General features: G+C 62.7%; 21 protein-coding genes and 1 tRNA gene. 15 read left to right on the top strand and 7 right to left on the bottom strand.

The genetic code is table 11. The features are described from left to right. Nucleotides 1–14 precede the first annotated feature (14 nt). Nucleotides 15–458 (top strand): DUF2188 domain-containing protein, encoded by a 444-nt coding sequence (locus J5Y06_RS07830; protein ID WP_245247699.1) that lies wholly within the window; start codon nt 15–17, stop codon nt 456–458. A 16-nt stretch (nt 459–474) separates the two neighbouring features. Here the strand turns inward: J5Y06_RS07830 and J5Y06_RS07825 are convergent, their stop codons facing one another. After that, nucleotides 475–1,950 carry an aldehyde dehydrogenase family protein gene (locus J5Y06_RS07825; RefSeq protein WP_209334587.1) on the bottom strand — a complete coding sequence of 492 codons (1,476 nt, stop codon included), beginning with the start codon at nt 1,948–1,950 and terminating at the stop codon, nt 475–477. A 213-nt stretch (nt 1,951–2,163) separates the two neighbouring features. Here J5Y06_RS07825 and zwf point away from each other — a divergent pair, with 213 nt between their 5' ends. The 3 genes from zwf to edd are packed head-to-tail and all read left to right on the top strand — an operon-like array spanning nt 2,164 to nt 6,179. After that, nucleotides 2,164–3,636 carry a glucose-6-phosphate dehydrogenase gene (zwf, locus tag J5Y06_RS07820; RefSeq protein WP_209334586.1) on the top strand — a complete coding sequence of 491 codons (1,473 nt, stop codon included), beginning with the start codon at nt 2,164–2,166 and terminating at the stop codon, nt 3,634–3,636. A gap of 3 nt (nt 3,637–3,639) precedes the next feature. Then, on the top strand, nt 3,640–4,356 hold the full coding sequence (gene pgl / locus J5Y06_RS07815) for a 6-phosphogluconolactonase (protein ID WP_209334585.1): 717 nt from the start codon (nt 3,640–3,642) through the stop codon (nt 4,354–4,356). Further along, nucleotides 4,353–6,179, top strand: coding sequence for a phosphogluconate dehydratase (gene edd / locus J5Y06_RS07810; protein WP_209334584.1), 1,827 nt, complete (start codon nt 4,353–4,355; stop codon nt 6,177–6,179). Before pgl ends, edd begins: the two co-directional genes overlap by 4 nt. A 2-nt stretch (nt 6,180–6,181) precedes the next feature. Here the strand turns inward: edd and proC are convergent, their stop codons facing one another. Further along, nucleotides 6,182–6,997, bottom strand: coding sequence for a pyrroline-5-carboxylate reductase (gene proC / locus J5Y06_RS07805; protein ID WP_209334583.1), 816 nt, complete (start codon nt 6,995–6,997; stop codon nt 6,182–6,184). Between the two features lie 164 nt (nt 6,998–7,161). Between proC and J5Y06_RS07800 the strand changes: the two genes are divergently transcribed. Beyond that, entirely contained in the window at nt 7,162–8,490 is a 1,329-nt protein-coding gene (locus J5Y06_RS07800; protein WP_209334582.1) for an NAD(P)H-dependent oxidoreductase, read from the top strand. Between the two features lie 15 nt (nt 8,491–8,505). Here J5Y06_RS07800 and J5Y06_RS07795 read toward each other — a convergent pair whose 3' ends face one another. Next, the gene (locus J5Y06_RS07795) at nt 8,506–9,468 is read right to left on the bottom strand and encodes a GlxA family transcriptional regulator (RefSeq protein WP_209334581.1); all 963 of its coding nucleotides are present in this window, start codon (nt 9,466–9,468) and stop codon (nt 8,506–8,508) included. Between the two features lie 45 nt (nt 9,469–9,513). Further along, nucleotides 9,514–10,407, bottom strand: coding sequence for a bifunctional methylenetetrahydrofolate dehydrogenase/methenyltetrahydrofolate cyclohydrolase FolD (folD, locus tag J5Y06_RS07790; RefSeq protein ID WP_209334580.1), 894 nt, complete (start codon nt 10,405–10,407; stop codon nt 9,514–9,516). A 244-nt stretch (nt 10,408–10,651) separates the two neighbouring features. Between folD and galE the strand changes: the two genes are divergently transcribed. From galE to J5Y06_RS07775, 3 genes are all read left to right on the top strand, one after another. Then, the gene (galE, locus tag J5Y06_RS07785; protein ID WP_209334579.1) at nt 10,652–11,665 is read left to right on the top strand and encodes a UDP-glucose 4-epimerase GalE; all 1,014 of its coding nucleotides are present in this window, start codon (nt 10,652–10,654) and stop codon (nt 11,663–11,665) included. A 354-nt stretch (nt 11,666–12,019) separates the two neighbouring features. Continuing rightward, a complete protein-coding gene (locus J5Y06_RS07780; RefSeq protein ID WP_209334578.1) occupies nt 12,020–12,412 on the top strand; it encodes a hypothetical protein in 393 nt (130 codons plus the stop codon). A 27-nt stretch (nt 12,413–12,439) separates the two neighbouring features. Further along, the gene (locus tag J5Y06_RS07775; RefSeq protein ID WP_209334577.1) at nt 12,440–14,989 is read left to right on the top strand and encodes an outer membrane protein assembly factor BamB family protein; all 2,550 of its coding nucleotides are present in this window, start codon (nt 12,440–12,442) and stop codon (nt 14,987–14,989) included. Between the two features lie 61 nt (nt 14,990–15,050). Here J5Y06_RS07775 and J5Y06_RS07770 read toward each other — a convergent pair whose 3' ends face one another. From J5Y06_RS07770 to J5Y06_RS07760, 3 genes are all read right to left on the bottom strand, one after another. Further along, nucleotides 15,051–15,965: a crotonase/enoyl-CoA hydratase family protein gene (locus tag J5Y06_RS07770; RefSeq protein ID WP_209334576.1), complete on the bottom strand. Its 915-nt coding sequence runs from the start codon at nt 15,963–15,965 to the stop codon at nt 15,051–15,053. A 22-nt stretch (nt 15,966–15,987) separates the two neighbouring features. Then, nucleotides 15,988–16,782 (bottom strand): 3'(2'),5'-bisphosphate nucleotidase CysQ, encoded by a 795-nt coding sequence (gene cysQ / locus J5Y06_RS07765; RefSeq protein ID WP_209334575.1) that lies wholly within the window; start codon nt 16,780–16,782, stop codon nt 15,988–15,990. Between the two features lie 150 nt (nt 16,783–16,932). Then, nucleotides 16,933–17,007 (bottom strand) — tRNA-Thr (locus J5Y06_RS07760). 450 nt (nt 17,008–17,457) lie between these two features. Here J5Y06_RS07760 and murA point away from each other — a divergent pair. The 7 genes from murA to J5Y06_RS07725 all read left to right on the top strand — a co-directional run bounded on the left by murA (nt 17,458) and on the right by J5Y06_RS07725 (nt 22,571). Next, nucleotides 17,458–18,747 carry a UDP-N-acetylglucosamine 1-carboxyvinyltransferase gene (gene murA / locus J5Y06_RS07755; protein WP_209334574.1) on the top strand — a complete coding sequence of 430 codons (1,290 nt, stop codon included), beginning with the start codon at nt 17,458–17,460 and terminating at the stop codon, nt 18,745–18,747. Between the two features lie 103 nt (nt 18,748–18,850). Further along, complete coding sequence (locus tag J5Y06_RS07750) at nt 18,851–19,282, top strand: DUF2948 family protein (protein ID WP_245247697.1); 432 nt, start codon at nt 18,851–18,853, stop codon at nt 19,280–19,282. Nucleotides 19,283–19,290: 8 nt separating this feature from the next. Then, a complete protein-coding gene (gene hisD, locus J5Y06_RS07745; protein ID WP_209334573.1) occupies nt 19,291–20,580 on the top strand; it encodes a histidinol dehydrogenase in 1,290 nt (429 codons plus the stop codon). Nucleotides 20,581–20,585: 5 nt separating this feature from the next. After that, a complete protein-coding gene (locus J5Y06_RS07740; RefSeq protein WP_209334572.1) occupies nt 20,586–21,065 on the top strand; it encodes a UPF0262 family protein in 480 nt (159 codons plus the stop codon). 73 nt (nt 21,066–21,138) lie between these two features. Continuing rightward, nucleotides 21,139–21,567 (top strand): arsenate-mycothiol transferase ArsC, encoded by a 429-nt coding sequence (locus tag J5Y06_RS07735; RefSeq protein ID WP_342453403.1) that lies wholly within the window; start codon nt 21,139–21,141, stop codon nt 21,565–21,567. Between the two features lie 83 nt (nt 21,568–21,650). Then, nucleotides 21,651–21,869, top strand: a complete 219-nt coding sequence (gene infA / locus J5Y06_RS07730) for a translation initiation factor IF-1 (RefSeq protein WP_209334571.1) — start codon at nt 21,651–21,653, stop codon at nt 21,867–21,869. Between the two features lie 75 nt (nt 21,870–21,944). Further along, nucleotides 21,945–22,571, top strand: a complete 627-nt coding sequence (locus J5Y06_RS07725; protein WP_209334570.1) for a Maf-like protein — start codon at nt 21,945–21,947, stop codon at nt 22,569–22,571. Nucleotides 22,572–22,624 lie beyond the last annotated feature (53 nt).

The raw sequence follows: 22,624 nt of genomic DNA, 5'->3' as shown, positions 1-22,624 counted from the left end.
TCCGGAGATCCCTCATGCGCAAATTGCTTCTTCTGGCCCTTGGTTATGCCGCCTATCGCTGGCTGAGCTCGCCTGCAGAGGACAGAATGCCGCAAACCATGGATCGAGGTGCTCAGCCGCGGTGGTCGGGGGGAAGCGGCCGTTCGAGCGGAGGGCGATCGCCAACCCGTTCGGATGCCACTCCAGAAGAACAGGGTGACGCCGGAAAAGTGACCTACCGCGTTGTCGAACATGATGGCGGGTGGGCCTACAAGGTCGGCGACGTATTTTCCGAGACCTTCGGAACCCATGACGACGCGCTGAAGGCGGCCAATGCGGCGGCGCGCGCCCAGCAGCTTGCCGGCGAGCCGGAACCGATCGAGTATCAGGACGAGTCGGGCACCTGGCGCCAGGAAGACGCCAGCGGGGATGATCGCCCGGATACCGGCGTGGAAGACACTGAGCCCCGCAAGGGCTGAGTGTCTTTCGTAGTCTTCAGCCGTGGTTGAACACGATCGTCTTCGTTGCCGACATGTCGAAAAGGGCCTCGAAGCCCTTTTCGCGGCCGTGACCTGACTTCTTGAAGCCGCCAAAGGGCAGCTCGATGCCGCCGCCGGCGCCGTAGCCATTCACGAACACCTGTCCGGCGCGCACGCGCTTGGCCATGCGATGTTGCAGCGCGCCGTCCTTTGTCCAGATGCCGGCGACAAGGCCATAGTCCGTGCTATTCGCAAGCCGCACGGCTTCTGCTTCGCCGTCGAAGGCAAACAGGGTCAGCACAGGCCCGAACACCTCCTGCTGCGCGATGTTGGCCAGAGGGTCGACCGAACCAAACAAGGTCGGCTCGACATAAAAACCTGCTTCCGGTGCAGTGGGATCAATCGACCCGCGGGCCAGAACCGAAACGCCTGCTTCTTCGGCGGCAGCAACCAGGTTCCGCACCTGTCCCTGCTGCTTCTTGTTCACCATCGGTCCCAGGTCGCCGTCCGCATCGTGTGGCTTTGCCACCAATGCACCGAAGCGGGCGGCGAGTTCCTTGGCGACTGTTTCGTAGATCGGCTTTTCCAGCAGCACGCGGCTGCCGGCCGAACAGGTCTGGCCGCCGTTCTGGATGATGGCGTTGACCAGAACCGGGAGCGCCTTTTCGAGATCCGCATCGGCAAACACGATCTGCGGTGACTTGCCGCCGAGTTCCATGGTGACGCCACGGTTGTTGATTGCAGCGGCCTGCTGGATCGCGGTTCCCGTCATCGTTGAACCGGTGAAGGTCACATAGTCGATTTCCGGATGGGCCGACAGGGCCGCACCCGCATCCCGGCCATAACCGGTCACGACGTTGAAGACGCCCTCCGGGAAGCCGGCTTCGAGCGCAAGTTCCGCAATGCGGATCGTCGTCAAGGACGCATCCTCCGCTGGCTTCACAACCAGCGTGTTGCCCATTGCAAGCGCCGCGCCGGCAACCCGCGCGAGGATCTGCATCGGATAGTTCCAGGGAATGATGCCGGCGACCACACCATGCGGCTCGCGAAGCGTCAGCGCCGTGTAGCCGTCGAGAAACGGGATCGTGTCGCCATGGATCTTGTCGGCAGCGCCACCATAGAACTCATAGTAGCGCATGGTGGCAACCACGTCGGCCTTGCCCTGACGGATCGGCTTGCCGGTATCACGAGACTCAAGAGCGGCCAGTTCGTCGCCGTTCTTCTCGATCAGCTGACCAAGCTTGGTCAGAAGCCGTCCGCGCTCGAAAGCGGGCATGCGGCTCCACGGCCCTTCTTCAAAGGCCTTCTTCGATGATTTTACCGCGCGGTCCACATCGGCTGCGCCGGCCGCTGGAATGGACGCGAATACCTTTCCATCGGAGGGCGACACGACGTCGATGCGTCCGCCGCTCATGGCGTCTGCAGGCTGGCCGTTGATGACTTGCATGAAAGCGCGGCCCTCAGCCACGGTGCGCGACAGATGCTGTCCCATGCGACGATCCTTTTCGAAGTGTTTGCGCGTCCCTGCACCAGGTAGCGCAAAAAGTCATCCGCAACTTGCATCTGGCCCAGCAAGAAGCGCCCGTCGAGAAGACGCTGCTGGGGTTTGCTCGATGCCGGACGCTCCCTATGTTGCGCTGCAAGAGCACCCGCTTGCTTGATCTAATCGATTTGATTTCCGCGGCACCGCCAGCTAGGAAACCGCATGACCAGCCAAACCATCCCAGTTGAACCGTTCGACTTCATTATTTTCGGCGCCACAGGTGATCTGGCAGAGCGCAAGCTGCTGCCGGCCTTGTACCAGCGCCAGGTTGCAGGCCAGTTCCTCGATCCGAGCCGCATTGTCGGCACATCGCGCACACCGATGAGCACCGAGGAGTATCGCTCTTTCGCCGAGGCGGCACTCAAGGAACATGTCTCCGCAAACGAACTGGATCCGGAGCAGCTGAAAGCCTTTCTAGGACGGTTGTCCTACGTCGCGGCCGATGCGACCACGGGCGAAGGCTTCGACAAACTGAAGGAAAATCTCAACGGCGACGAGGTGATCCGCGTCTTTTACCTGGCTGTTGCGCCGGCCCTGTTCGGCACCATTGCCAAGCAGGTCGAAGCGCATGGGCTGATCACGGAGCAGGCCCGCATCGTGGTGGAAAAGCCGATCGGACGCGATCTTCAGTCCGCCCGGCAGCTGAACGACACGATCGGCAGCGTGTTCAAGGAAAACCAGATTTTCCGCATCGATCATTATCTCGGCAAGGAAACGGTGCAGAACCTCATGGCGCTGCGCTTTGCCAACGCGCTTTATGAACCGCTTTGGAATTCCGCGCATATCGATCACGTGCAGATCACGGTCGCGGAGTCGGTCGGCCTGGAAGGTCGTGCCGGCTACTACGACAAGGCTGGCGCGCTGCGCGACATGGTGCAGAACCACATGCTGCAGCTGCTGTGCCTTGTAGCGATGGAAGCGCCGCATTCCATGGAATCGGATGCCGTCCACGACGAGAAGCTGAAGGTTTTGCGCTCGCTCCGGCGCATCAACGGCGGCACGGCAAGCAAGCTTACCGTTCGCGGCCAGTATCGCGCCGGCGCCTCTGCCGGCGGCGCAGTGAAAGGTTATCTCGAAGAACTCGAAGGCGGCGAAAGCAACACGGAAACCTTTGTCGCCATCAAAGCCGAAATCTCAAACTGGCGCTGGGCTGGCGTGCCCTTTTATCTCCGCACGGGCAAGCGCCTGGCCTCCCGCGTGTCGGAGATCGTGATCGAGTTCAAGCCGATCCCCTACTCGATCTTCGGAGACAATGTCGGTCCTGTCACCGCCAACCAGCTGGTGATCCGCTTGCAGCCAGATGAAGGCGTCAAGCAATGGCTGATGATCAAGGATCCCGGGCCGGGCGGCATGCGTTTGCGCCACGTTCCGCTCGACATGAGTTTCGCCGCAGCCTTCAACGTACGCAACCCGGACGCCTATGAGCGCCTTATCATGGATGTGGTGCGCGGCAACCAAACCTTGTTCATGCGCCGCGACGAAGTGGAAGCCGCCTGGAAGTGGATTGATCCGATCCTGCAGGCATGGAGCGACAACAACCAGGAGGTCCAGGGCTACACATCCGGAACCTGGGGACCCTCTTCGGCCATCGCGCTGATCGAGCGTGACGGCCGGACCTGGCACGAGAGCACGTGAGCCATGAGACCCGAACCGATCTGGCACGACTTCGACACACCGACGCTTCTGGCTGAGCGCTTCGCCGACGACGTGGCGGCCGCACTCGGAGCGGCAATGGCAGATCGCGGCCTCGCTCTTCTTGCGGTTTCGGGCGGCACAACGCCTGCCCCGTTTTTTCGCGCTTTGTCGCAACGCGAGCTCGATTGGTCGAAGATTCATGTCGCACCGGTCGATGAGCGTTTCGTTCCGATAACCTCGGAACGCTCAAACGAAAAGCTGATCCGAGAGAACCTCCTGATCAACAAGGCAGCGGCTGCATCCTTCACCCCGCTGTACCACGAGACCATGACGGTCCAGGAAGCGGCGATTGCGGCGGAACGCGGTATAAGCGTACTGCCCCTGCCCTTCGACATGCTCATCCTGGGCATGGGCGGGGATGGCCATACGGCCTCCTTCTTCCCCGACTCCCCTCATCTCGCCGATGTTCTCGACCCGAAAACGCCGCGGCTCGTGTTGTCGGCCGACGCGCCTAGCGCAAACGAGCCGCGCCTGACCCTGACCTTGCCGGTTGTTGTTGCCGCCCGTCGGCTCACCCTCCACATCGAAGGCAATGACAAGCGCACGCTCTTCGAAACGATCCTGCGAGAGCGTCAAGACAAGCCGATCGGCATCGTCATCGAGCAAAGTCCGCGTCCGGTCGATGTCTACTGGGCGCCAAAGGAAAGCGAACTGTCATGACCGTGCGCAAGGACATCGCCACCATCACGGAGCGGATCCGTGAACGCTCCCGCGACCGTCGCGAAGCCTATCTCGCTCGTCTTGAGGCCGCCGTCAGCCGGGGCGTGCACCGCTCCACCCTGTCATGCGGCAACCTTGCTCATGGCTTCGCCGCCTGCGCGGTTTCGGAGAAAGCCGCGCTGGCCGGAGACGTCGTGCCCAACCTCGGCATCATCACGGCCTATAACGACATGCTTTCGGCGCATGCGCCCTACGAAACCTACCCTGCCTTGATCCGGCGGGCTGCCGCGGATGCTGGCGGCGTGGCCCAGGTCGCGGGCGGCGTGCCGGCCATGTGCGACGGCGTCACGCAAGGCCAGCCTGGCATGGAGCTTTCGCTGTTTTCGCGCGACGTGATCGCCATGGCAGCCGGCATCGGCTTGTCGCACAACATGTTCGATGCAGCCGTTTACCTCGGCATCTGCGACAAGATCGTACCCGGTCTCACCATCGCCGCTTTGACCTTCGGGCATCTTCCGGCCGTGTTCATACCCGCCGGCCCCATGCCCTCCGGGCTGCCCAACGACGAGAAGGCGAAGACGCGTCAGCTTTATGCAGAAGGCAAGGTCGGCCGCGCCGAGCTCCTCGAGGCCGAGTCGAAGTCCTACCATTCGCCCGGCACCTGCACCTTTTATGGCACCGCCAATTCCAACCAGATGATGATGGAGATGATGGGCCTGCATACGCCGGGCTCCTCCTTCATCAACCCCGGCACGCCCTTGCGCGATGCAATGACCCGCGAAGCCACGCAGCGGGCTCTGGCCATCACCGCTCTTGGCAATGCGTTCACGCCGGCTGGCCGCATGATCGACGAGCGCTCGATCGTGAATGCAGTTGTGGGGCTGCATGCCACCGGCGGCTCCACCAACCACACCATCCACCTGATCGCCATGGCTGCTGCCGCTGGTATCCGTCTGACCTGGCAAGACATTTCCGACCTCTCCGACGTCGTTCCGCTGCTTGCGCGCGTTTATCCCAACGGTTTGGCGGATGTGAATCATTTCCATGCCGCCGGCGGAATGGGGTTCCTGATCCGCGAACTGCTTGACGCCGGGTTTGCGCATGAAGACGTGCAAACCATCTGGGGCAACGGCCTGCGCTCCTACGCGACCGAGCCGGGGCTTGCTCAGGATGGCAGTGTGGAACGCTATCCGGCGCCGGAAAAGAGCGGCGATGAAAGGGTCCTGATCGGCGTTCCGAATGCCTTCCAGGCATCGGGCGGCCTGAAGGTCCTGAAGGGGAATCTGGGCCATGCCATCATCAAGACGTCGGCTGTAAAGCCCGAAAAGCGCTTCGTGGAAGCGCCGGCCATCGTGTTTGAGAACCAGGAAGCGCTCAACCAGGCGTTCAAGGATGGCGACCTGGATCGGGACTTCGTCGCTGTTGTGCGGTTCCAGGGGCCAAAAGCCAATGGCATGCCGGAACTGCATCGCCTCACAACGGTGCTTGGCGTGCTGCAGGACCGCGGCCGCAAGGTCGCGCTCGTCACCGACGGTCGGATGTCCGGCGCATCCGGCAAGGTGCCCGCGGCCATTCACGTGACCCCGGAAGCACTCGACAACGGCGCGATCGGACGCATCCGCGATGGCGACATGATCCGCCTCGACGGGGAGCGAGGCACGCTCGAGATCCTGGTTGCGCAGGAAGAACTCGACAGCCGACCCCTGGTGGTGCCGGATCTTTCAGCCAACGGCTTTGGCATGGGCCGCGAACTGTTTGCCGGGTTCCGCCAACTGGCGCTACGCGCGGACGAAGGCGCGGCGAGCTTCGGAATGGAAGTCTAGCTTCAGTCGCGCAGTTCGATGCCGCGTTGCTTGGCGGCTTCCACTGTCTCAGCTAGGAGTTGCTTCAACCGGTCACCGCCCATGAGCACGGCGAGACCGGCGGCCGTTGTGCCGTTCGGGCTGGTGACGTTCTGGCGCAGCTTTCCAGGCTCCTCGTCGCTTTCCGCGGCAAGCGCGCCCGCGCCGTAGACCGTCTGCATGGCAAGCAGTTTCGCCACGTCGTCCGGCAGGCCGGCGGTGCGCGCAGCTTCGGTCAGGCACTCGATGAAGTGGAACACATAAGCGGGACCCGAACCCGAAACAGCCGTCACGGCGTCCATCAGGTCCTCGTCGTCGATCGAGGCGATAGCCCCGTTAGCGGAGAGGAGATCCCGGACGAACTCATCCTGCTCGGGCGAGATGTTGTTGTTTGCGAAAAGCACCATCATGCCCTTGCCTATGGCCGCGGGCGTGTTCGGCATGCAGCGGATGATCGGAGCGTCGGCGCCGAGCAGTTCTTCGAAGGTTCCCACGGGCGTGCCGGCGGCGATGCTCACGAAAGCTGCACCGCCTGCCTTGAAGCGACTGTAGTCGGGCACAACCTGCCGCATGACCTGAGGCTTGACGGCGAAGATCACCACCCTTGGCTGGCAATCGGGCGCAATCTCCTGCGCGGTAGCATGGGCCGACAGGCCAAGGGCCGCCGCACGCAGGCGCAGACTTTCGTTGGGCTCCACCACGACCACCCGCGCTGCGGGGATGCGGCCGGCGGTGATCCAGCCGGCAAGCATTGCGTGGCCCATGTTGCCGCAGCCCACCAGAATGAGGTCGATCGTCATGTCAGGCATCCCCCGTGTCCAAGGCTGGCATAAACCAGGATTGGGCCGACTGTCACGCTTCGCAGGCGCTGCATCGCCCCAAGTTGATGCAGCGGCGCGTTGACATTCCCGGCCGCACTTCGTCTATCTCCCCCACCCAGAAGGCACCGCCACAGGAATGATCCATGCTTAATGTTGCGCCCACCGGACTTGCTCGCGAACTGGCGCAACGGGAGCGAGACGGCAAGCCGGTTCGCATTGGACTGATCGGCTGCGGCGAGATGGGGACGGACATCATCACGCAAGTCGCGCAGATGCAGGGCATCCGCGTTGCGGCGGTGGCGGATCGGTCCGGTTACCGCGCGCGCGAAGCCGTGGCGATCGCCGGACTGGAAAGCAGCAGCGCGAAGGAAGCGCAAAACGCGTCAGCCGTGGGCGACGCGGTTCGCTCCGGCCAGATGGCCATCGTGCCGGATGCGGAACTGGTGATTTCCAGCGAGGAGGTGGATGTCGTTGTGGATGCAACGGGCAAGCCGACTGCCGGAGCGGACATCGGCATGCGCGCCATGGAACATGGCAAGCATCTCGTGATGATGAATGTGGAAGCCGACGTCACCATCGGCGCCTACCTGCGGCAAACGGCCGACCGGCTGGGGGTGATCTATTCCGTGGGTGCTGGCGACGAGCCTTCGTCCTGCATGGAACTGATCGAGCTTGTTTCAGCGCTGGGCTACACGATCGTGGCGGCGGGCAAGGGCAAGAACAACCCGCTCAACCATGACGCGACGCCGGACGAATACCGCGCGGAAGCGGAACGCCGGAACATGAACCCACGCATGCTCGTGGAGTTCGTGGACGGCTCCAAGACGATGGTGGAGATGTGCGCCATTGCCAATGCCACGGGTCTGGTTCCCGACAAGGCCGGGATGCATGGCCCAGCGGCGACGCTCGATGATCTGCCCCGCGTGCTTTGCCCGGTGGAAGATGGTGGTGTGTTGTCGCGCAAGGGCGTGGTGGACTTCTCCATCGGCAAGGGCGTGGCGCCGGGCGTTTTCGTCATCGCCGAAATGGCGCATCCGCGCCTGCGCGAACGCATGAACGACCTGAAGCTCGGCGAAGGTCCCTATTTCACTTTCTACCGACCGTTCCACCTGACCAGCCTCGAAGTGCCGCTGACCTGCGCCCGCGTGGTGCTGCATGGAAAAGCAGACATGGTGCCACTGGATCGGCCGGTGGCGGAAGTTTGCGCGGTCGCAAAGCGCGACCTCAAGCCGGGCGACCGGTTCGACGCGATCGGCGAGTACACCTATCGTTCGTGGATCATGAGCGCCAACGAAGCACGATCGGCGCGCGCCGTTCCTTGCGGTCTCCTTGAGGGCGGCACCGTCACCGCGGCGATCGCCAAAGGTGCGCTGATCACCTATGAGAACGCAGAACCCGACCGCACCACCCGCTTGTTCGACCTGCGCGTCAAACAGGACCAGATGGTGTTCGGAAGCTCGGTTGCAGGCTAGCTGGTCGCGAGCCGCCTAGTAGGTCGTCCGCCGCTCCTCGCTGGGCGGCCGGCCGAACTGCAGGCGGTAGCTTTGCGCGAAATAGGAATGCGACGTGAAGCCGGTCGAGATTGCCACATCGAGGATCGGCATGTTGGTTTGGCGCAGAAGTTCGCGCGCACGTTCCAGCCGCAGCCGCATGTAATAGCGGCCCGGCGTCATGTTGAGGTGGCGCAGGAACAAGCGCTCCACCTGGCGCACCGAAAGACCCGCGGACTTCGCGAGCTGCACGGCAGACAGCGGCTCGTCCAGCTTGTCGGCCATGAGTTCGACGATCTTCTTCAGCTTCTCCGACTTGCCGGTGAGGTCACGCTCTGGACCCACGCGCTGGCGGTCGCTTGCCCCGCGGATTCGCTCGTGCTGGAACTGGTTGGCTATCTCATTGGCAAGCCCCTGCCCGAAGTCGCTGCGCAGGATCTCGAGCATCAGGTCGATGGAGGTGGTGCCGCCGGCGCAGGTGTAGCGCTTGCGGTCAATCTCATAAACGTTGCCCGTACACTCGATGTCGGGGAAGCGCTCGCGAAAACCGGCGCGGTTTTCCCAATGGATCGTGCAGCGATAGCCTTCCAGCTGGCCTGCCTCAGCGAGAAGGTGCGAGCCGACCGACAGCGCTCCGAGCGCGCCACCGCGGCGACCCCAGTTGCGTAGCGCGCCCAGCACCTTGCTTTTGCCCGGGAACTCTGTGGACAGACCGACGCAAACGAACAGGATATCGGCCGGCGGAATGTCGGCCACGCTGTAGTCGATCTTCAAAGGCAGTCCGTTGGAGGCCATCACCGCCTCGCCATCGGCGGAGATGGTGGTCCAGCGGTAGTAGTCCCGCCCAAGCGTCCGATTGGCGGAGCGCACGACGTCGATCGCGGCAGCCAAGGAAAACATGGAAAACTTGTCGACGAGCAGGAAGGCGAAGTGCCTGCTACCTTGCAGGGGATCAGACATAGTGGGCGCTTTTACCTGATCCCCGCTGCAACAAACAGGCCTGCCTCAGAACTTCGGAGGCTTGCGGCCGGCTGCGCGATATGCGGATTTCAGCGTGTTGGCCATCAGCAGCGCGATGGTCATGGGCCCAACGCCGCCCGGCACCGGCGTGATGGCGCCGGCATGCTCGCTCGCTTCGGCGAAGGCAACGTCGCCCACAAGCTTGGCCTTCTCTCCTTCCGCTGCGATGACGCGGTTGATGCCCACGTCGATCACGGTTGCACCCGGCTTCACCCAATCGCCCTTCACCATTTCCGGGCGTCCTACTGCGGCAACGAGAATGTCGGCCGTGCGGGCCAAGGCCGGCAAATCCTTGGTGCGGCTGTGCGCGATCGTCACGGTGCAGTTTGCCGCCAGAAGCAAGTTGGCCATCGGCTTGCCAACAATGTTGGAACGACCGATCACCACCGCGCTCAAACCGGAAAGATCGGCCCCGCGAATCTTCTCCACGAGAAGCATGCAGCCGGCTGGCGTGCAGGGCACGAAAGCCGCGTCGAGTTCGCCCGTGCCGAGCCTGCCGACATTGTTGAAATGGAAGCCGTCGACGTCCTTTTCCGGTGCAATGGTCTGGATCACCTTGCCCGCGTCCATCTGGGATGGCAGCGGCAACTGCACCAGAATGCCATGGATCTTGGGATCCGCGTTCAGCTTCTCCACAAGCGCCAGGAGCTCCGCTTCGCTTGTTTCGGCCGGAAGCGTGTGCTGTTCCGAATGAAAGCCGCAATCCTTGGCCTTCTTGGACTTGGAGTTGACGTAAACCTGGCTGGCGGGGTCTTCCCCCACGATCACCACGGCCAGACCGGGCTGCACACCCGCTTCGGCGATCAGCTGCGCGGTGCGCTCCTTGACCTTGGCGACGACTTCCTCGCCTGCTGCCTTGCCGTCGATAATCTCGGCCATGAGTTGCCCCGCTTCGTTTTTCCTGTGCGCGTGTTTACGCGGATCGCGGCACTAGCACTTCCGCAACAACGGCGCACCATGCCGTTTAAGAGAAAGAACCGAGGGGTGCGCGCCAACTGTCCGGGCGCCGCGCTCTGGCTTTCCACTCGCGGACGCATCGGTCAAATCCATCTAGAAGCGTCTTCTTTATGTAAGACGAAAACTCTATAGGTTCGAGATCAACACTTAGCCGAAGCGAGAAGACATGGCAGTTCTGGTGACGGGCGGCGCCGGGTATATTGGCAGCCACATGGTGTGGGAACTTCTGGATTCCGGCGAGAACGTCGTTGTTCTCGATCGTCTTTCCACCGGCTTCGAGTGGGCTGTCGCCCCCGAAGCGAAGCTTGTTGAGGGCGACATCGCCGACCAGCCGCTGGTGGAAGCGCTTCTGCAGGAGCACGAGGTTGATGCCATCATCCACTTCGCGGGCTCCATTGTTGTGCCGGAGTCCGTGGCGGACCCGCTCGGCTACTACGAAAACAACACCTGCAAATCGCGGGCGCTGATTGAAAGCGCGGTGCGCGCCAAGGTCCCGCACTTCATCTTCTCATCCACCGCAGCTGTTTACGGCGGCGCCGGCGCTGAACCGGTAGTGGAGGACGCTCCGAAGCAGCCGGAATCCCCTTACGGGTTGTCCAAGCTGATGACGGAATGGATGCTGCGGGACGCGGCCGCAGCGCATCCCTTCGCCTACACAGCACTGCGCTATTTCAACGTCGCCGGCGCGGACCCGCAGGCGCGTACCGGGCAATCCACGCCTGGCGCCACTCACCTGATCAAGGTGGCCAGCGAAACCGCGCTCGGCAAGCGGCCCAAGATGGCCGTTTTTGGCACGGATTACGAAACTGCGGACGGCACCTGCGTGCGCGATTACATCCATGTGTCCGACCTGGTAGCAGCGCACCGCCTTGCCTTGGCACGGCTGCGCAATGGGGGCGGAAGCCTCGTGGCCAATTGCGGCTATGGCCACGGCTATTCCGTTTTGGACGTGATCGACAGTGTGAAGCGGGTCAGTGGCGTCGACTTCACCGTCGAGATGGCACCGCGTAGGCCCGGTGACGCCGCCGCGGTGGTCGCAGATGCCGGCGTCGCTCGACAATCGCTCCAGTGGGTGCCGCGCTACGACGATCTTGACAGGATCGTAGAGCATGCCCTCGCCTGGGAAGCGTCTTTGTCGAAGCGCAACAGCGTTGCTGCGCAAATGCGCCCGCTCGCCTGATTGCGCTCACGCCCCTGCAACGGAAAACGCCCACCGGGGGAGGAGGTCCGGTGGGCGCTTTTTCAGGTGATTGTCCGGGGAGGAGGTCGGACAATCAACATCGCTGTTATAGCTTCTGCTCGCCGAAGGGGCAATAAAAATCTGTGCCCATATCATGAGCAATCAATGCCGATTCTCTGAGCCGGTTCCGAGATCGCTGGGGACGATCTCAGCGTGGGATAACCTTCATATTCGGCGTTGGCGCTAACGAATCTCAGCTAGAACTGCCATTGTCGTTCCTGCCTGCTGCCTTAACTGTGACGGCACCGGCATGCCATTCGTGCTGCCCCTAGATCAAAGAAACAGGAGAACGCGGTGAGTTCCCTTCAAGCTGCATCCGTAACCCGAAAGCGCGGTGCTGGATATTGGGCGGTGGCGCTGCTTGCGCTTGTTTTGGTTCTGTTCGGACTGCCGATCTTCGGCGGAGGCGCCTACCTCATCCTGTTGGGGGGCTCCTGGTATTACGTTTTCGCAGGGCTGGGGCTTCTGGTCACGGCATTGCTTCTGTTGCGCGGCTCCCTGGCGGCCGTTTCCGTTTACCTGCTGACCTATATCGGCACGGTGATCTGGGCTTTCTGGGAAGTCGGATTGGACTGGTGGGCGCAGGTTCCGCGCCTGGTTGCACCAACCATAATCCTGCTTCTTGTGCTCCTCAGCATGCCAGTGTTGTCGCGACTGTCGCGCAGTCCGCGCCGCCGCCGCCGCTAATTTCCACGACCAACAAGGATCTCGCCCATGAAAGCGAAACTCCTAGCGCGCTCGACGGCCCTGAGCCTTATCGGGTTGTCCCTTTCGCTGTCTGCCTTGCCTGCTCAAGCGCAGTCGACGCCCACCGCGCCGAGCACAGCAACGCCGAGCCCCGTGCCACCGGCATCAACGCAGCCAAACGCGGCAACTTTGCCGCCAGGAGTGATCGCCCCACGGGACGAGCAGCCGGCGGGCATTCCTTCCGAAACGCAAGCTGCGCCCCAAGCGCCGGCAGAAGAAGGGCCCGATGCGGCTCCGGCACCTGGCTCTGATGCCGCTCCGGCACCGGCACCTGGCTCTGATGCCGCTCCGGCACCGGCCGCTGGGTCTGCTCCCGCTCCCGAAGCGCCGGCGCCGAGCCAACAAGAGCCGCAACAACCTGCCCCGCAGAATACGCAACCGGATGCATCCACACCCGGCACCAGCGGTGAGCAGCCAACACCGGCACAGCCTGCAGAACCAGGCGAGGAACAACCGGAACCTTTGCCCACCGACCTGAACACGCAGCCTGGTAGTGCGTCGGAAAGCTCCGAAGACGCTTCCGCCGCGGGCCCCGCGTCTTCAACAGATCAGGACTCGGGATCTGTCGCCGCGGCGCGACCGCCGGTTCAGCCCCGTGAAGTCGGCGTTGATTGGCCATTCTGGGGCGGAGATGAACGGGCGACCCGCTATTCCCCTCTTGATCAGATTACCCCTGAAAATGTGGGGCGCCTTGAGAAGGTCTGGACATATCGCACCGGCGACATGCCCTCCGGCGCGACAGAAGGCAAATATTCACCGGAAGGCACGCCGCTGAAGATCGGCGATACGCTTTATATCTGCTCGGCCATGAACATCCTGACCGCTGTGGATGCCGCAACCGGGCAGGAACGCTGGCGCTATGATCCAAAAGTTCCAGCGGAAGCGATCCCTTACGGCGCCTCCTGCCGGGGCGTTGCGTTCTACGAAAACCCAGACGCGGCTCCCGATCAAGCCTGTGCCGCTCGCGTGATCGAGGGAACGCTCGACGCACGCTTGATAGCCGTGGACGCGCGCACTGGCCAGCCCTGCGAGGATTTCGGCGAGGGCGGAATGGTGGATCTTTGGACCGGCATTGGTGAGAAGGTGCCCGGCTGGTATGCCGTGACAGCCCCGCCGGCGATCGTCCGCGGCATTGTCGTGACGGGCGCGCAGGTGAAGGATGGCCAGGCAGAAGACGCGCCTTCTGGTGTGATCCGCGGCTATGATGCCGTGACGGGTGAACTTGCCTGGGCATGGGATCTCGGCAATACTGACCTTACCGGTCTGCCGCCGGAAGGTGAAACCTACACCCGCGGCACACCCAATATGTGGACCACCGCCACCGGCGACGAGGAAACCGGTTTAGTGTTGCTGCCCATGGGCAATTCGTCCGTGGATTATTATGGCAGCAACCGTTCCGAAGCTGAAAATGAGTGGGCGACGTCCCTCGTGGCGCTCGATGTCACGACGGGGCAACCGCGCTGGCGCTTCCAAACGGTGCGCCATGACGTTTGGGACTACGACCTCGGCAGCCAGGCGACGATCATTGACTGGGCCGGGCAGGATGGCGGCACCACGCGGGCCGTTGTTTTGCCATCAAAGCAGGGCGACATCTACATCCTCGACCTCGAAACCGGGGAATCGCTGGTTCCCATGGAAGAAATCGAGGCGCCACAAGGCGGAGTGGAACCGGACTATGTTGCCGACAGCCAGCCGGCTTCCGGTTATCACACGCTGCGCAAGCCCGACCTCGTTGAAGCCGACATGTGGGGGGTGACGCCGCTTGACCAGTTGTTCTGCCGCATCGCATTCCGCCAAGCGACGTACCAGGGCATCTACACGCCACCCACAGCCGATACACGCTGGATCCAGTATCCGGGCTACAATGGCGGCTCGGACTGGGGCAGTGTCGCAGTTGACACCGAGCGTGGCATCATCGTTGCCAACTACAACGACGTGCCAAACTATAACCGCCTCATCCCACGTGAAGAAGCGGAAGAACGCAACCTCCAGCCGATCTACGCGGAAGAGTCCGGGTCGAGTGGCGGATCGAATGCGGAAGGTGAAGGAGACCCGCAGGTCGGCGCGCCCTATGGCATCGACGTCAATGCCGGCTGGCGTGCACCGTTCACGGGTATTCCTTGCAAACAGCCACCGCTCGGCGGCATTCGCGCAATCGATCTTGCTTCCGGTGAAACTCTTTGGGATCAGCCGCTTGGCACGGCACGCCGCAACGGTCCATTCGGCATCCCGTCATATCTCCCCATCACAATCGGAACGCCGAACAACGGTGGTTCGGTTGTGACCCGCGGCGGGCTGACCTTTATCGCTGCAGCCACGGACAACTTGATCCGCGCGATCGACACCGAAACAGGCGAAGTGCTGTGGTCGGACGTCCTGCCGGCAGGCGGCCAGGCGAACCCGATCATCTATCAGCAGGATGGACGCGACTACCTGGTGATCCAAGCCGGTGGCCATCACTTCATGGAAACGCCGATCGGCGATTATTACATCGCCTATGCCTTGCCGCAGCGCTGATCGCGGCTGAAGGAACAAAAACGGCGGAGCTGGTGCTCCGCCGTTTTTGTTTTCGCGGTGGTCAGCCGTTCGGCTCATCCCACCAGGGGTAGAAATCCGGCATCTGCGAGGTGTCGTCGGTAAAATGCGGCGCGCGCTTCTCGTTGAAGCTTCGCACCCCCTCCTTGCCGTCGCGCTGGCTGGCGTAGAACATCGCAAGGGACTCGATCTTGTGCGCCTGCCAGGGCGAAGGCTCGCCGGAATTGCGGTACATCATCTGGCGGATCAGCGCCGTGGACATCGGCGACCGCTCATTGGCCAGAATGCCAGCAAGCTCATAAGCGCGCGCCAGGAGGTCCTCCGGCGCCAAGACTTCCTTGACCAACCCACTCCGCAGGGCTTCGTCGGCGCCAAAGATTTCTGCCGTGTAGGTCCATTCCAGCGCTTTCGCGATCCCCACCACCTTGGGCAGGAACCAGCTCGAACACGCATCCGGCACGATCCCGATCTTGCCGAACACGAAGCCAAAGCGCGCTTTTTGGGATGCAAGCCGAATGTCCATGGCAAGCTGCATCGTGGCGCCGACCCCCACGGACACACCGTTCACGGCCGCGATCACCGGTTTCTTGCAGTTGAAGATGGCGAGCACGACGCGGCCGCCGGTATCGCGCACACCGCTCAAGATCGCCGGGTGGTCGGAGCGTTGTTCAAGATCCTCCAGCGTCGGCTTCATCGCTTCATCCAGGCCGAAGACGTTTCCGGTCGGGTTGACCTCGGACAGATCCATGCCCGCGCAGAATGCTTTTCCAGCCCCCGTGACAACGATGGCGCGGATTGCGGCATCATCGCTGGCACGCTCGAAAGCATCCACCAATTCATCGGCCATGCGGACGGTAAAGGCGTTGAGCTTGTCCGGACGGTTCAGCGTGATTGTCAGGATCCGGTCGGCAACGTCCCAGCGGATCGCCTCGTAAACACTTGGTTCAAGCGCGGCCATGCGGCCCCTCCCTTTCTGGCTTTCAAGCACCGGTGGCAATGAAGTGGGGATTTGCAAAATCGCAATCGTCCGGTTGGTTGCGTTTCCCATATCGGAGCAGCGAACCATCGCAGCAGCGAGTTGCGCCGCCAACCGCACGCAAAATCGCGTCGCCTGCGGCGGTGTCCCATTCCATGGTGCGGCCGAACCGGGGGTAGATGTCGGCTTCTCCTGCCGCGATCAGGCAGAACTTCAGCGACGAGCCGATCGAAACGAGTTCCACCGCCCCCAAGGACGCAATGAAGCCATTTGTTTCCTCAGTTCGGTGGGAACGGCTGGCCAGAACCGTCGGAACCGAGGGCCGCAGGCGGGCGTGGATCGGGCGGCGTTCGCGGAGTTGATGCCCCTCGGTTGACGCTACATAGGCCCCCGCAGGGGAGCCGGCATAGAAAATATCGCGTGCCGGCGCATAAACGACACCGACCACTGGAACGCCATCCTGAATCAAAGCCAGATTGACGGTGAAATCGGGATTGCGGCTAATAAATTCACGCGTTCCGTCCAGCGGATCCACGAGGAAAAACGGGCCCTTAAGATCAGGCGGGCAGATCCCGGCCGACGCTTCTTCTTCCGCCACGCAGGGGATATCCGGAAAGCTTTTCCGCAAACCCTTGAGGATGATGGCTTCGGCACGCGAATCGGCCTGCGTCACCGGTGATGCGTCCGCCTTGGTTTCCACGGCGAAATCTTCGTTGAAGACCTCCATGATCGCGCGTCCCGCCTCGAGGGCGAGTGTTTCGAAAGCGGCGAGAATTGAGGCGTGGGGCAGCGGCAGCATACTCCAGCAATAACCGGGTTTCGCGCGTGCGTCTCCCGCTTCCGTTCGCGCGCGTAGCGAAACCACCTCCCGGAGCTGCCGGAGGATAGACAGCCCGATCGTGCCACTTGCTGGCGATCCAGCCTTGATGCTCAATGGAGGGAAGGAAAATGGTGCTGCGAGAGAGGATTGAACTCTCGACCTCTCCCTTACCAAGGGAGTGCTCTACCACTGAGCTACCGCAGCCGGTCCTTGAATGCGGCTGGCTTCTGCCACAGGAACGGGTGAAGCGCAAGCAACAGAACCGGTCAAAATGAAGCCGGCTCCTTCCGCCTTTCTCGGATCGAGTCGCGGTTCTATAAAGCGCATTCCGTAGGTAGGACCCTCATGACCCAGCAACCTCGATCCGGCAAAACACGGGAAGAACGCGTGGCCGAGCAGTTGCGCGCCAACCTCGCGCGTCGGAAGGAACAGGCCCGTTCGCGGCGAAAAGGCGAGGCCGATGGCCGCCCTGATGGCGTGGCCGTCTCCGGCGCCGGAGCAGATCAGGATGGTCCTGCTCCTGCGCCGGGTCCAGGGTCGAGGAAACCCGTTCCTTGAAGTGGTCCCCGCGATCAGGTAGGTGCAGCCCTTGATCCAGTTTGCCGTTCTTGCCCTCGTCTCTCGAAGACCTGCGGCCTACCGTGAAAGCTTCCCATGGACCGTATCAGATTGATCGGCGGCAATCCGCTGAATGGCACCATCCCGATTTCCGGCGCGAAGAACGCTGCCCTGCCCCTGATGATCGCGTCGCTGCTGACCGACGACACGCTGACGCTGGACAACGTGCCGCACCTCGCCGACGTCGAGCAGTTGATCCGCATCCTGGGCAACCACGGCGTGGATTATGCCGTGAGCGGCCGACGCGAAAAGCAGGCCGAGGGGTATTCCCGCACGGTGAGCTTCACGGCACGCAACGTGGTTTCCACCACCGCGCCCTATGAACTCGTGTCCAAGATGCGGGCGAGCTTCTGGGTGATCGGGCCGCTCCTTGCCCGCTGCCGCGAAGCGCGCGTGTCTTTGCCCGGTGGGTGCGCCATTGGCACGCGGCCGGTGGATCTTTTCCTTGAGGGCCTGCAAACGCTCGGTGCCACAATCGACGTGGATGGCGGCTACATCAATGCCAGCGCACCCGAGGGGCTCATGGGCAACCGCTACGTGTTCCCCAAGGTTTCGGTGGGCGCCACGCATGTGCTGATGATGGCAGCCTCGCTCGCCAAGGGTACAACCGTGCTCGAAAATGCGGCGCGCGAACCGGAAGTCGTCAACCTCGCCGATTGCCTCAACGCCATGGGTGCACGGGTGAGTGGTGCAGGAACGACAACCATCACGATCGAGGGCGTCGAATCGCTCCATGGCGCGCGCCATGCGGTGATTCCGGATCGCATCGAGACCGGCACCTATGCCATGGCGGTGGCCATGACGGGCGGCGATGTTCTCTTGGAGGGTGCCCGCGCCGAATATCTGCAAGCGGCCCTCGATGTTCTGGGCAGCACGGGCGCGACGATCAGCAGCGAATCCGCAGGGCTTCGCATCAAGCGCAACGGCAACGGAATTCTTCCCGTGGACATTACCACCGAGCCCTTTCCAGGCTTCCCGACGGATCTTCAAGCACAGTTCATGGGCTTGATGACCATGGCAGCCGGGCGCTCCCGCATCACCGAAACCATCTTTGAAAACCGCTTCATGCATGTGCAGGAACTGGCGCGGCTCGGCGCGCAGATCAGCTTGTCCGGGCAAACGGCCATCGTTGACGGCGTGTCCAAGCTGCGCGGCGCACCCGTGATGGCAACGGATCTGCGCGCTTCCGTTTCGCTGGTGATTGCGGGGCTCGCCGCGGAAGGCGAAACGGTGGTGAACCGGGTCTACCATCTCGATCGCGGCTTTGAGCGGCTGGAAGAAAAGCTGTCCCGCTGCGGCGCGCAGATCGAGCGCGTTTCCGGCTGAACCTTCAGCCGTCCTGCGGCATTCGCCAGAAGCCGCGACGAGGCGTAATTGTTCTTGGCCGCGGGACGCATTAACACGCACGGAGCGAAACGGGACCATCACGATGCTCAGACTTGCCGCCTTGGACGAGGAAGACCTGAAGATCGTGTCGGCGCATGCCCAGGACGCGGCGATTCAGGTCAAGGCCATCCGGTGGGACAAGCAAGCCGGCCGCGTGCTGATCGAGATGAACCGCTTCGTGTGGGAAAAGCGCCCGCGCTGGTTGTTCCGTCAGCGCTATGAGCGGCGGCGCTCCGTGCTGCATTTCGATGGCGTCACCGCTGTTCGCGCGACGGGTCTGTCCCCCATCAAGCAGGACGAGGTGCTTGTGCTGTTGTCGATCACCTTTGAGCCCGGCCAAGCACCGGGCGGCTTCATCACCCTGACCTTCGCCGGCAATGCCGCACTGCGGCTCGAGGTCGACTTTGTCGAAGCGCGCTTGACGGATCTCGGGGCTGCTTGGGAAACGCGCAACCGCCCCCGCCACATAGGCTGATCTGCCCTATGGTTTTTCGCCTGAGCCTTGCCGACAGCACGTTCGAAGCTGATTTCTCCGCACTTCTTTCCGCCAAGCGCGAAGTGTCGGAAGATGTGGACCGGGTGGTACGCGACATCGTGGCTGATGTTCGCGCGCGTGGTGATGCGGCGCTGATCGACTACACATCGCGCTTCGACCGGGCCGATGTTACCGGGCGCCTGCGCGTTACGGCGCAGGAAGTCGCGGAAGCTTATGAAAAGGCAGACGCGGCCACGGTTGACGCGCTGCGCCTGGCTCGCGAGCGCATTGCCAGCCATCACGCCCGCCAGAAGCCTGAGAACGACCGCTACCGCGATCCGCTCGGCGTTGAGCTCGGTTCGCTTTGGACGGCCGTTGAGTCTGTCGGCCTTTATGTGCCGGGCGGCACGGCCAGTTACCCGAGCTCGGTTCTCATGAACGCTGTTCCGGCCGTGGTTGCGGGTGTGGAGCGGATCGCCATGGTCGTGCCCGCGCCGGACGGCGCCCTGAACCCCCTGGTGCTGGTTGCCGCCGACATTGCGGGCGTGACGGAGATCTATCGCATCGGCGGCGCGCAGGCGATCGCAGCGCTGGCGTTCGGAACCGAAACCCTCCCGGCGGTGGCCAAGATCGTCGGGCCCGGCAACGCGTATGTTGCCGCCGCCAAGCGGCAGGTGTTCGGAACGGTGGGCATAGACATGGTGGCGGGGCCATCGGAAGTGCTCGTCCTGGCCGACAACACCGCCAATCCCGACTGGATCGCCGCTGACCTGCTCGCCCAGGCCGAACATGACGTGTCGGCACAATCGATCCTGATCACGGATGATCCCGACTTGGCCGAGGCTGTGGCCGGTGCCGTCGAGCGCCAGTTGCGGACGCTGCCGCGCGGCGCCATCGCCCGGCAAAGCTGGGACGATTTCGGCGCACTGATCACGGTACCAGACTTGCAGGCAGCCCTGCCCCTTGTGAACCGGCTTGCGGCGGAACACCTGGAACTCGCCGTCGCCGATCCGGAAGCGCTGCTAGGGGGCATCCGCAATGCCGGCGCCATCTTTCTTGGCGCCCATACGCCGGAAGTCATTGGAGATTATGTTGGCGGTTCCAACCACGTTCTGCCCACAGCCCGCTCCGCACGTTTTTCATCAGGTCTATCCGTGCTTGACTTCGTGAAGCGAACGTCGATCCTGAAGCTTGGACCCGATCAGCTGCGTCAGCTGGGGCCTGTCGCGATCACATTGGCGAGGGCGGAGGGGCTGGATGCCCATGCGCGTTCGGTTGCGATCCGCATGAATATCTGAGGGCCATGACAATCCCGCCGGACTGCCGCCTGGTTGAAGTCGAGCTCGACGAGTCGATCGGCCGCTCCACGCCGGATGTCGAGCACGAGCGCGCGGTGGCCATCTTCGACCTGATCGAAGAAAACACGTTCCGGCCGGTCGCGGATGATAATGGCGGGCCTTACCGGCTCAGGCTCTCGCTGGTGGAAAGCAAGCTCGTTTTCGCCATTGCCCGCGAAAACAACGACCCCGTGGTCACGCACATCCTGTCGCTGACGCCGTTTCGGCGGATCGTCAAAGATTATTTCCTGATCTGCGAAAGCTATTACGACGCGATCCGCTCCTCCTCCCCCAGCCAGATCGAGGCTATCGACATGGGTCGCCGGGGTCTGCACAACGAGGGTTCGCAGACCCTGCTCGACCGATTATCGGGCAAGATCGACGTGGATTTCGACACGGCGCGGCGCTTGTTCACGCTGATCTGCGTTTTGCATTGGCGCGGCTGATCCGTTGGACGACCCTTCCCGCTCCGACAAGCCCCCGGATGCCAACGGCGCGGCAGCAAACAGGCCGAGTTCCGTGCTTTTTCTTTGCGGCATGAACGCCGTGCGCTCGCCCATGGCCGAGGAGCTTGCACGCCAGCACCTGCCCGCCTCCGTCTTTGTTGCGTCCGCCGGCGTTCGGCCCGGCGAGCGTGATCCCTTTGTCGACACCGTCCTGGCCGAAAAAGGTTTGGATCTCGCCGATCGCCAGCCCCGTACGCTGGATCAACTGGAAGACGACTATTTCGACCTCATCATCACGCTTGCACCGGAAGCCCACCATCGCGCGCTGGAGCTGACGCGTACGCTCGCGGTCCAGGTGGAATATTGGCCCACCGCCGATCCCACCACGATGTCCGGCACCCGAGACCAGATCCTTGCGGCTTATCGGGACGTCCGGGACCGGCTGGAAGCGCGCATTGCGGAACGTTTCGGCTCGAAAAGTGGCGCTGCGCACACCAAATAAGACGTTCACAAGGCATGCTGCATCATATAGGTGTGGCCGCAGATTCCAGGCCCTTCTTCTGAACGGCCGCAGAAAGGATACGAATGGCGAAGGAAGAAGTCCTCGAATTTCCCGGCACGGTCACGGAACTGCTGCCGAATGCGATGTTTCGCGTCAAGCTTGAGAACGAGCATGAGATTATCGCACATACGGCAGGCCGCATGCGGAAGAACCGCATCCGTGTTCTCACCGGCGATAAGGTTCTGGTCGAGATGACGCCCTATGACCTCACCAAGGGTCGCATCACCTATCGTTTCAAATAGCGCCTTTGCAGCACGGCTCGCGCTGGGCGCCCGCCTGTGCTTTTGTCTCCTCGCCCTTCCCCGGACCGTCCTCCCATGAGCAACGTGGCCAAGCTTGTTCTGGCGTCCGGTTCTCCGCGGCGCATTGAGCTCCTGCAGCAGGCGGGTTTGGAGCCTGACCGGATCCTGCCTGCCGATGTGGATGAAACGCCCGCAAGGAACGAGATCCCGCGGTCCTTGGCCAAGCGCCTGTCCCGAGAAAAGGCCGAACGGGCGCTGTCCATTCTCAAGGCAGAGAATGACAGCGATGACGCCTTCATTCTGGCAGCCGACACCGTGGTTGCGGTAGGACGGCGCGTGCTACCCAAGGCTGCCATCTCGGACGAGGCGGTTGATTGTTTGCAACTTCTGTCGGGCCGCTCGCACCGCGTTTACACGGGGATCTGCGTCATCACGCCGGGCGGCAAGATTCGGCAGAAGCTTGTGGAAACCCGGCTGCGCTTCAAGCGTTTGTCGCGCCGCGAGATCGATCGCTACCTGGAATCAGGAGAATGGCGCGGCAAGGCCGGCGGCTACGCGATCCAGGGCCTGGCCGGCAGCTGGGTGGTGAAGCTCATCGGTTCCTATACCAATGTGGTGGGGCTGCCGCTTTATGAAGCGCTGGGGCTCCTGGCCGGCGATGGCTTCAACACGGAACCGCGCCTTTCGCCCGCGGCGAGCTGAAGCAGCCGCCAACCCTTTGCAGCGCCGGCTGGCCTTCCTACTTGTCGGCTTGA

This window comes from Tianweitania sediminis (genome assembly GCF_017813335.1).
In the GTDB taxonomy this organism is placed as follows: Bacteria; Pseudomonadota; Alphaproteobacteria; order Rhizobiales; family Rhizobiaceae; genus Tianweitania; species Tianweitania sediminis.
The sequence above is the reverse complement of the archived record's forward strand: the minus strand, read 5'-3'. Positions and strand labels throughout refer to the sequence as shown.

Excerpts from the sequence above, each read along its gene's own strand:
- J5Y06_RS07775 (WP_209334577.1), top strand. The coding sequence starts at position 12,440 with ATGAAAGCGAAACTCCTAGCGCGCTCGACGGCCCTGAGCCTTATCGGG.
- J5Y06_RS07800 (WP_209334582.1), top strand. The coding sequence starts at position 7,162 with ATGCTTAATGTTGCGCCCACCGGACTTGCTCGCGAACTGGCGCAACGG.
- infA (WP_209334571.1), top strand. The coding sequence starts at position 21,651 with ATGGCGAAGGAAGAAGTCCTCGAATTTCCCGGCACGGTCACGGAACTG.
- J5Y06_RS07825 (WP_209334587.1), bottom strand. The coding sequence starts at position 1,950 with ATGGGACAGCATCTGTCGCGCACCGTGGCTGAGGGCCGCGCTTTCATG.
- cysQ (WP_209334575.1), bottom strand. The coding sequence starts at position 16,782 with ATGCTGCCGCTGCCCCACGCCTCAATTCTCGCCGCTTTCGAAACACTC.
- pgl (WP_209334585.1), top strand. The coding sequence starts at position 3,640 with ATGAGACCCGAACCGATCTGGCACGACTTCGACACACCGACGCTTCTG.
- folD (WP_209334580.1), bottom strand. The coding sequence starts at position 10,407 with ATGGCCGAGATTATCGACGGCAAGGCAGCAGGCGAGGAAGTCGTCGCC.
- J5Y06_RS07830 (WP_245247699.1), top strand. The coding sequence starts at position 15 with ATGCGCAAATTGCTTCTTCTGGCCCTTGGTTATGCCGCCTATCGCTGG.
- J5Y06_RS07750 (WP_245247697.1), top strand. The coding sequence starts at position 18,851 with ATGCTCAGACTTGCCGCCTTGGACGAGGAAGACCTGAAGATCGTGTCG.
- galE (WP_209334579.1), top strand. The coding sequence starts at position 10,652 with ATGGCAGTTCTGGTGACGGGCGGCGCCGGGTATATTGGCAGCCACATG.
- proC (WP_209334583.1), bottom strand. The coding sequence starts at position 6,997 with ATGACGATCGACCTCATTCTGGTGGGCTGCGGCAACATGGGCCACGCA.
- J5Y06_RS07725 (WP_209334570.1), top strand. The coding sequence starts at position 21,945 with ATGAGCAACGTGGCCAAGCTTGTTCTGGCGTCCGGTTCTCCGCGGCGC.
- hisD (WP_209334573.1), top strand. The coding sequence starts at position 19,291 with ATGGTTTTTCGCCTGAGCCTTGCCGACAGCACGTTCGAAGCTGATTTC.
- edd (WP_209334584.1), top strand. The coding sequence starts at position 4,353 with ATGACCGTGCGCAAGGACATCGCCACCATCACGGAGCGGATCCGTGAA.
- murA (WP_209334574.1), top strand. The coding sequence starts at position 17,458 with ATGGACCGTATCAGATTGATCGGCGGCAATCCGCTGAATGGCACCATC.
- J5Y06_RS07795 (WP_209334581.1), bottom strand. The coding sequence starts at position 9,468 with ATGTCTGATCCCCTGCAAGGTAGCAGGCACTTCGCCTTCCTGCTCGTC.
- zwf (WP_209334586.1), top strand. The coding sequence starts at position 2,164 with ATGACCAGCCAAACCATCCCAGTTGAACCGTTCGACTTCATTATTTTC.
- J5Y06_RS07770 (WP_209334576.1), bottom strand. The coding sequence starts at position 15,965 with ATGGCCGCGCTTGAACCAAGTGTTTACGAGGCGATCCGCTGGGACGTT.
- J5Y06_RS07740 (WP_209334572.1), top strand. The coding sequence starts at position 20,586 with ATGACAATCCCGCCGGACTGCCGCCTGGTTGAAGTCGAGCTCGACGAG.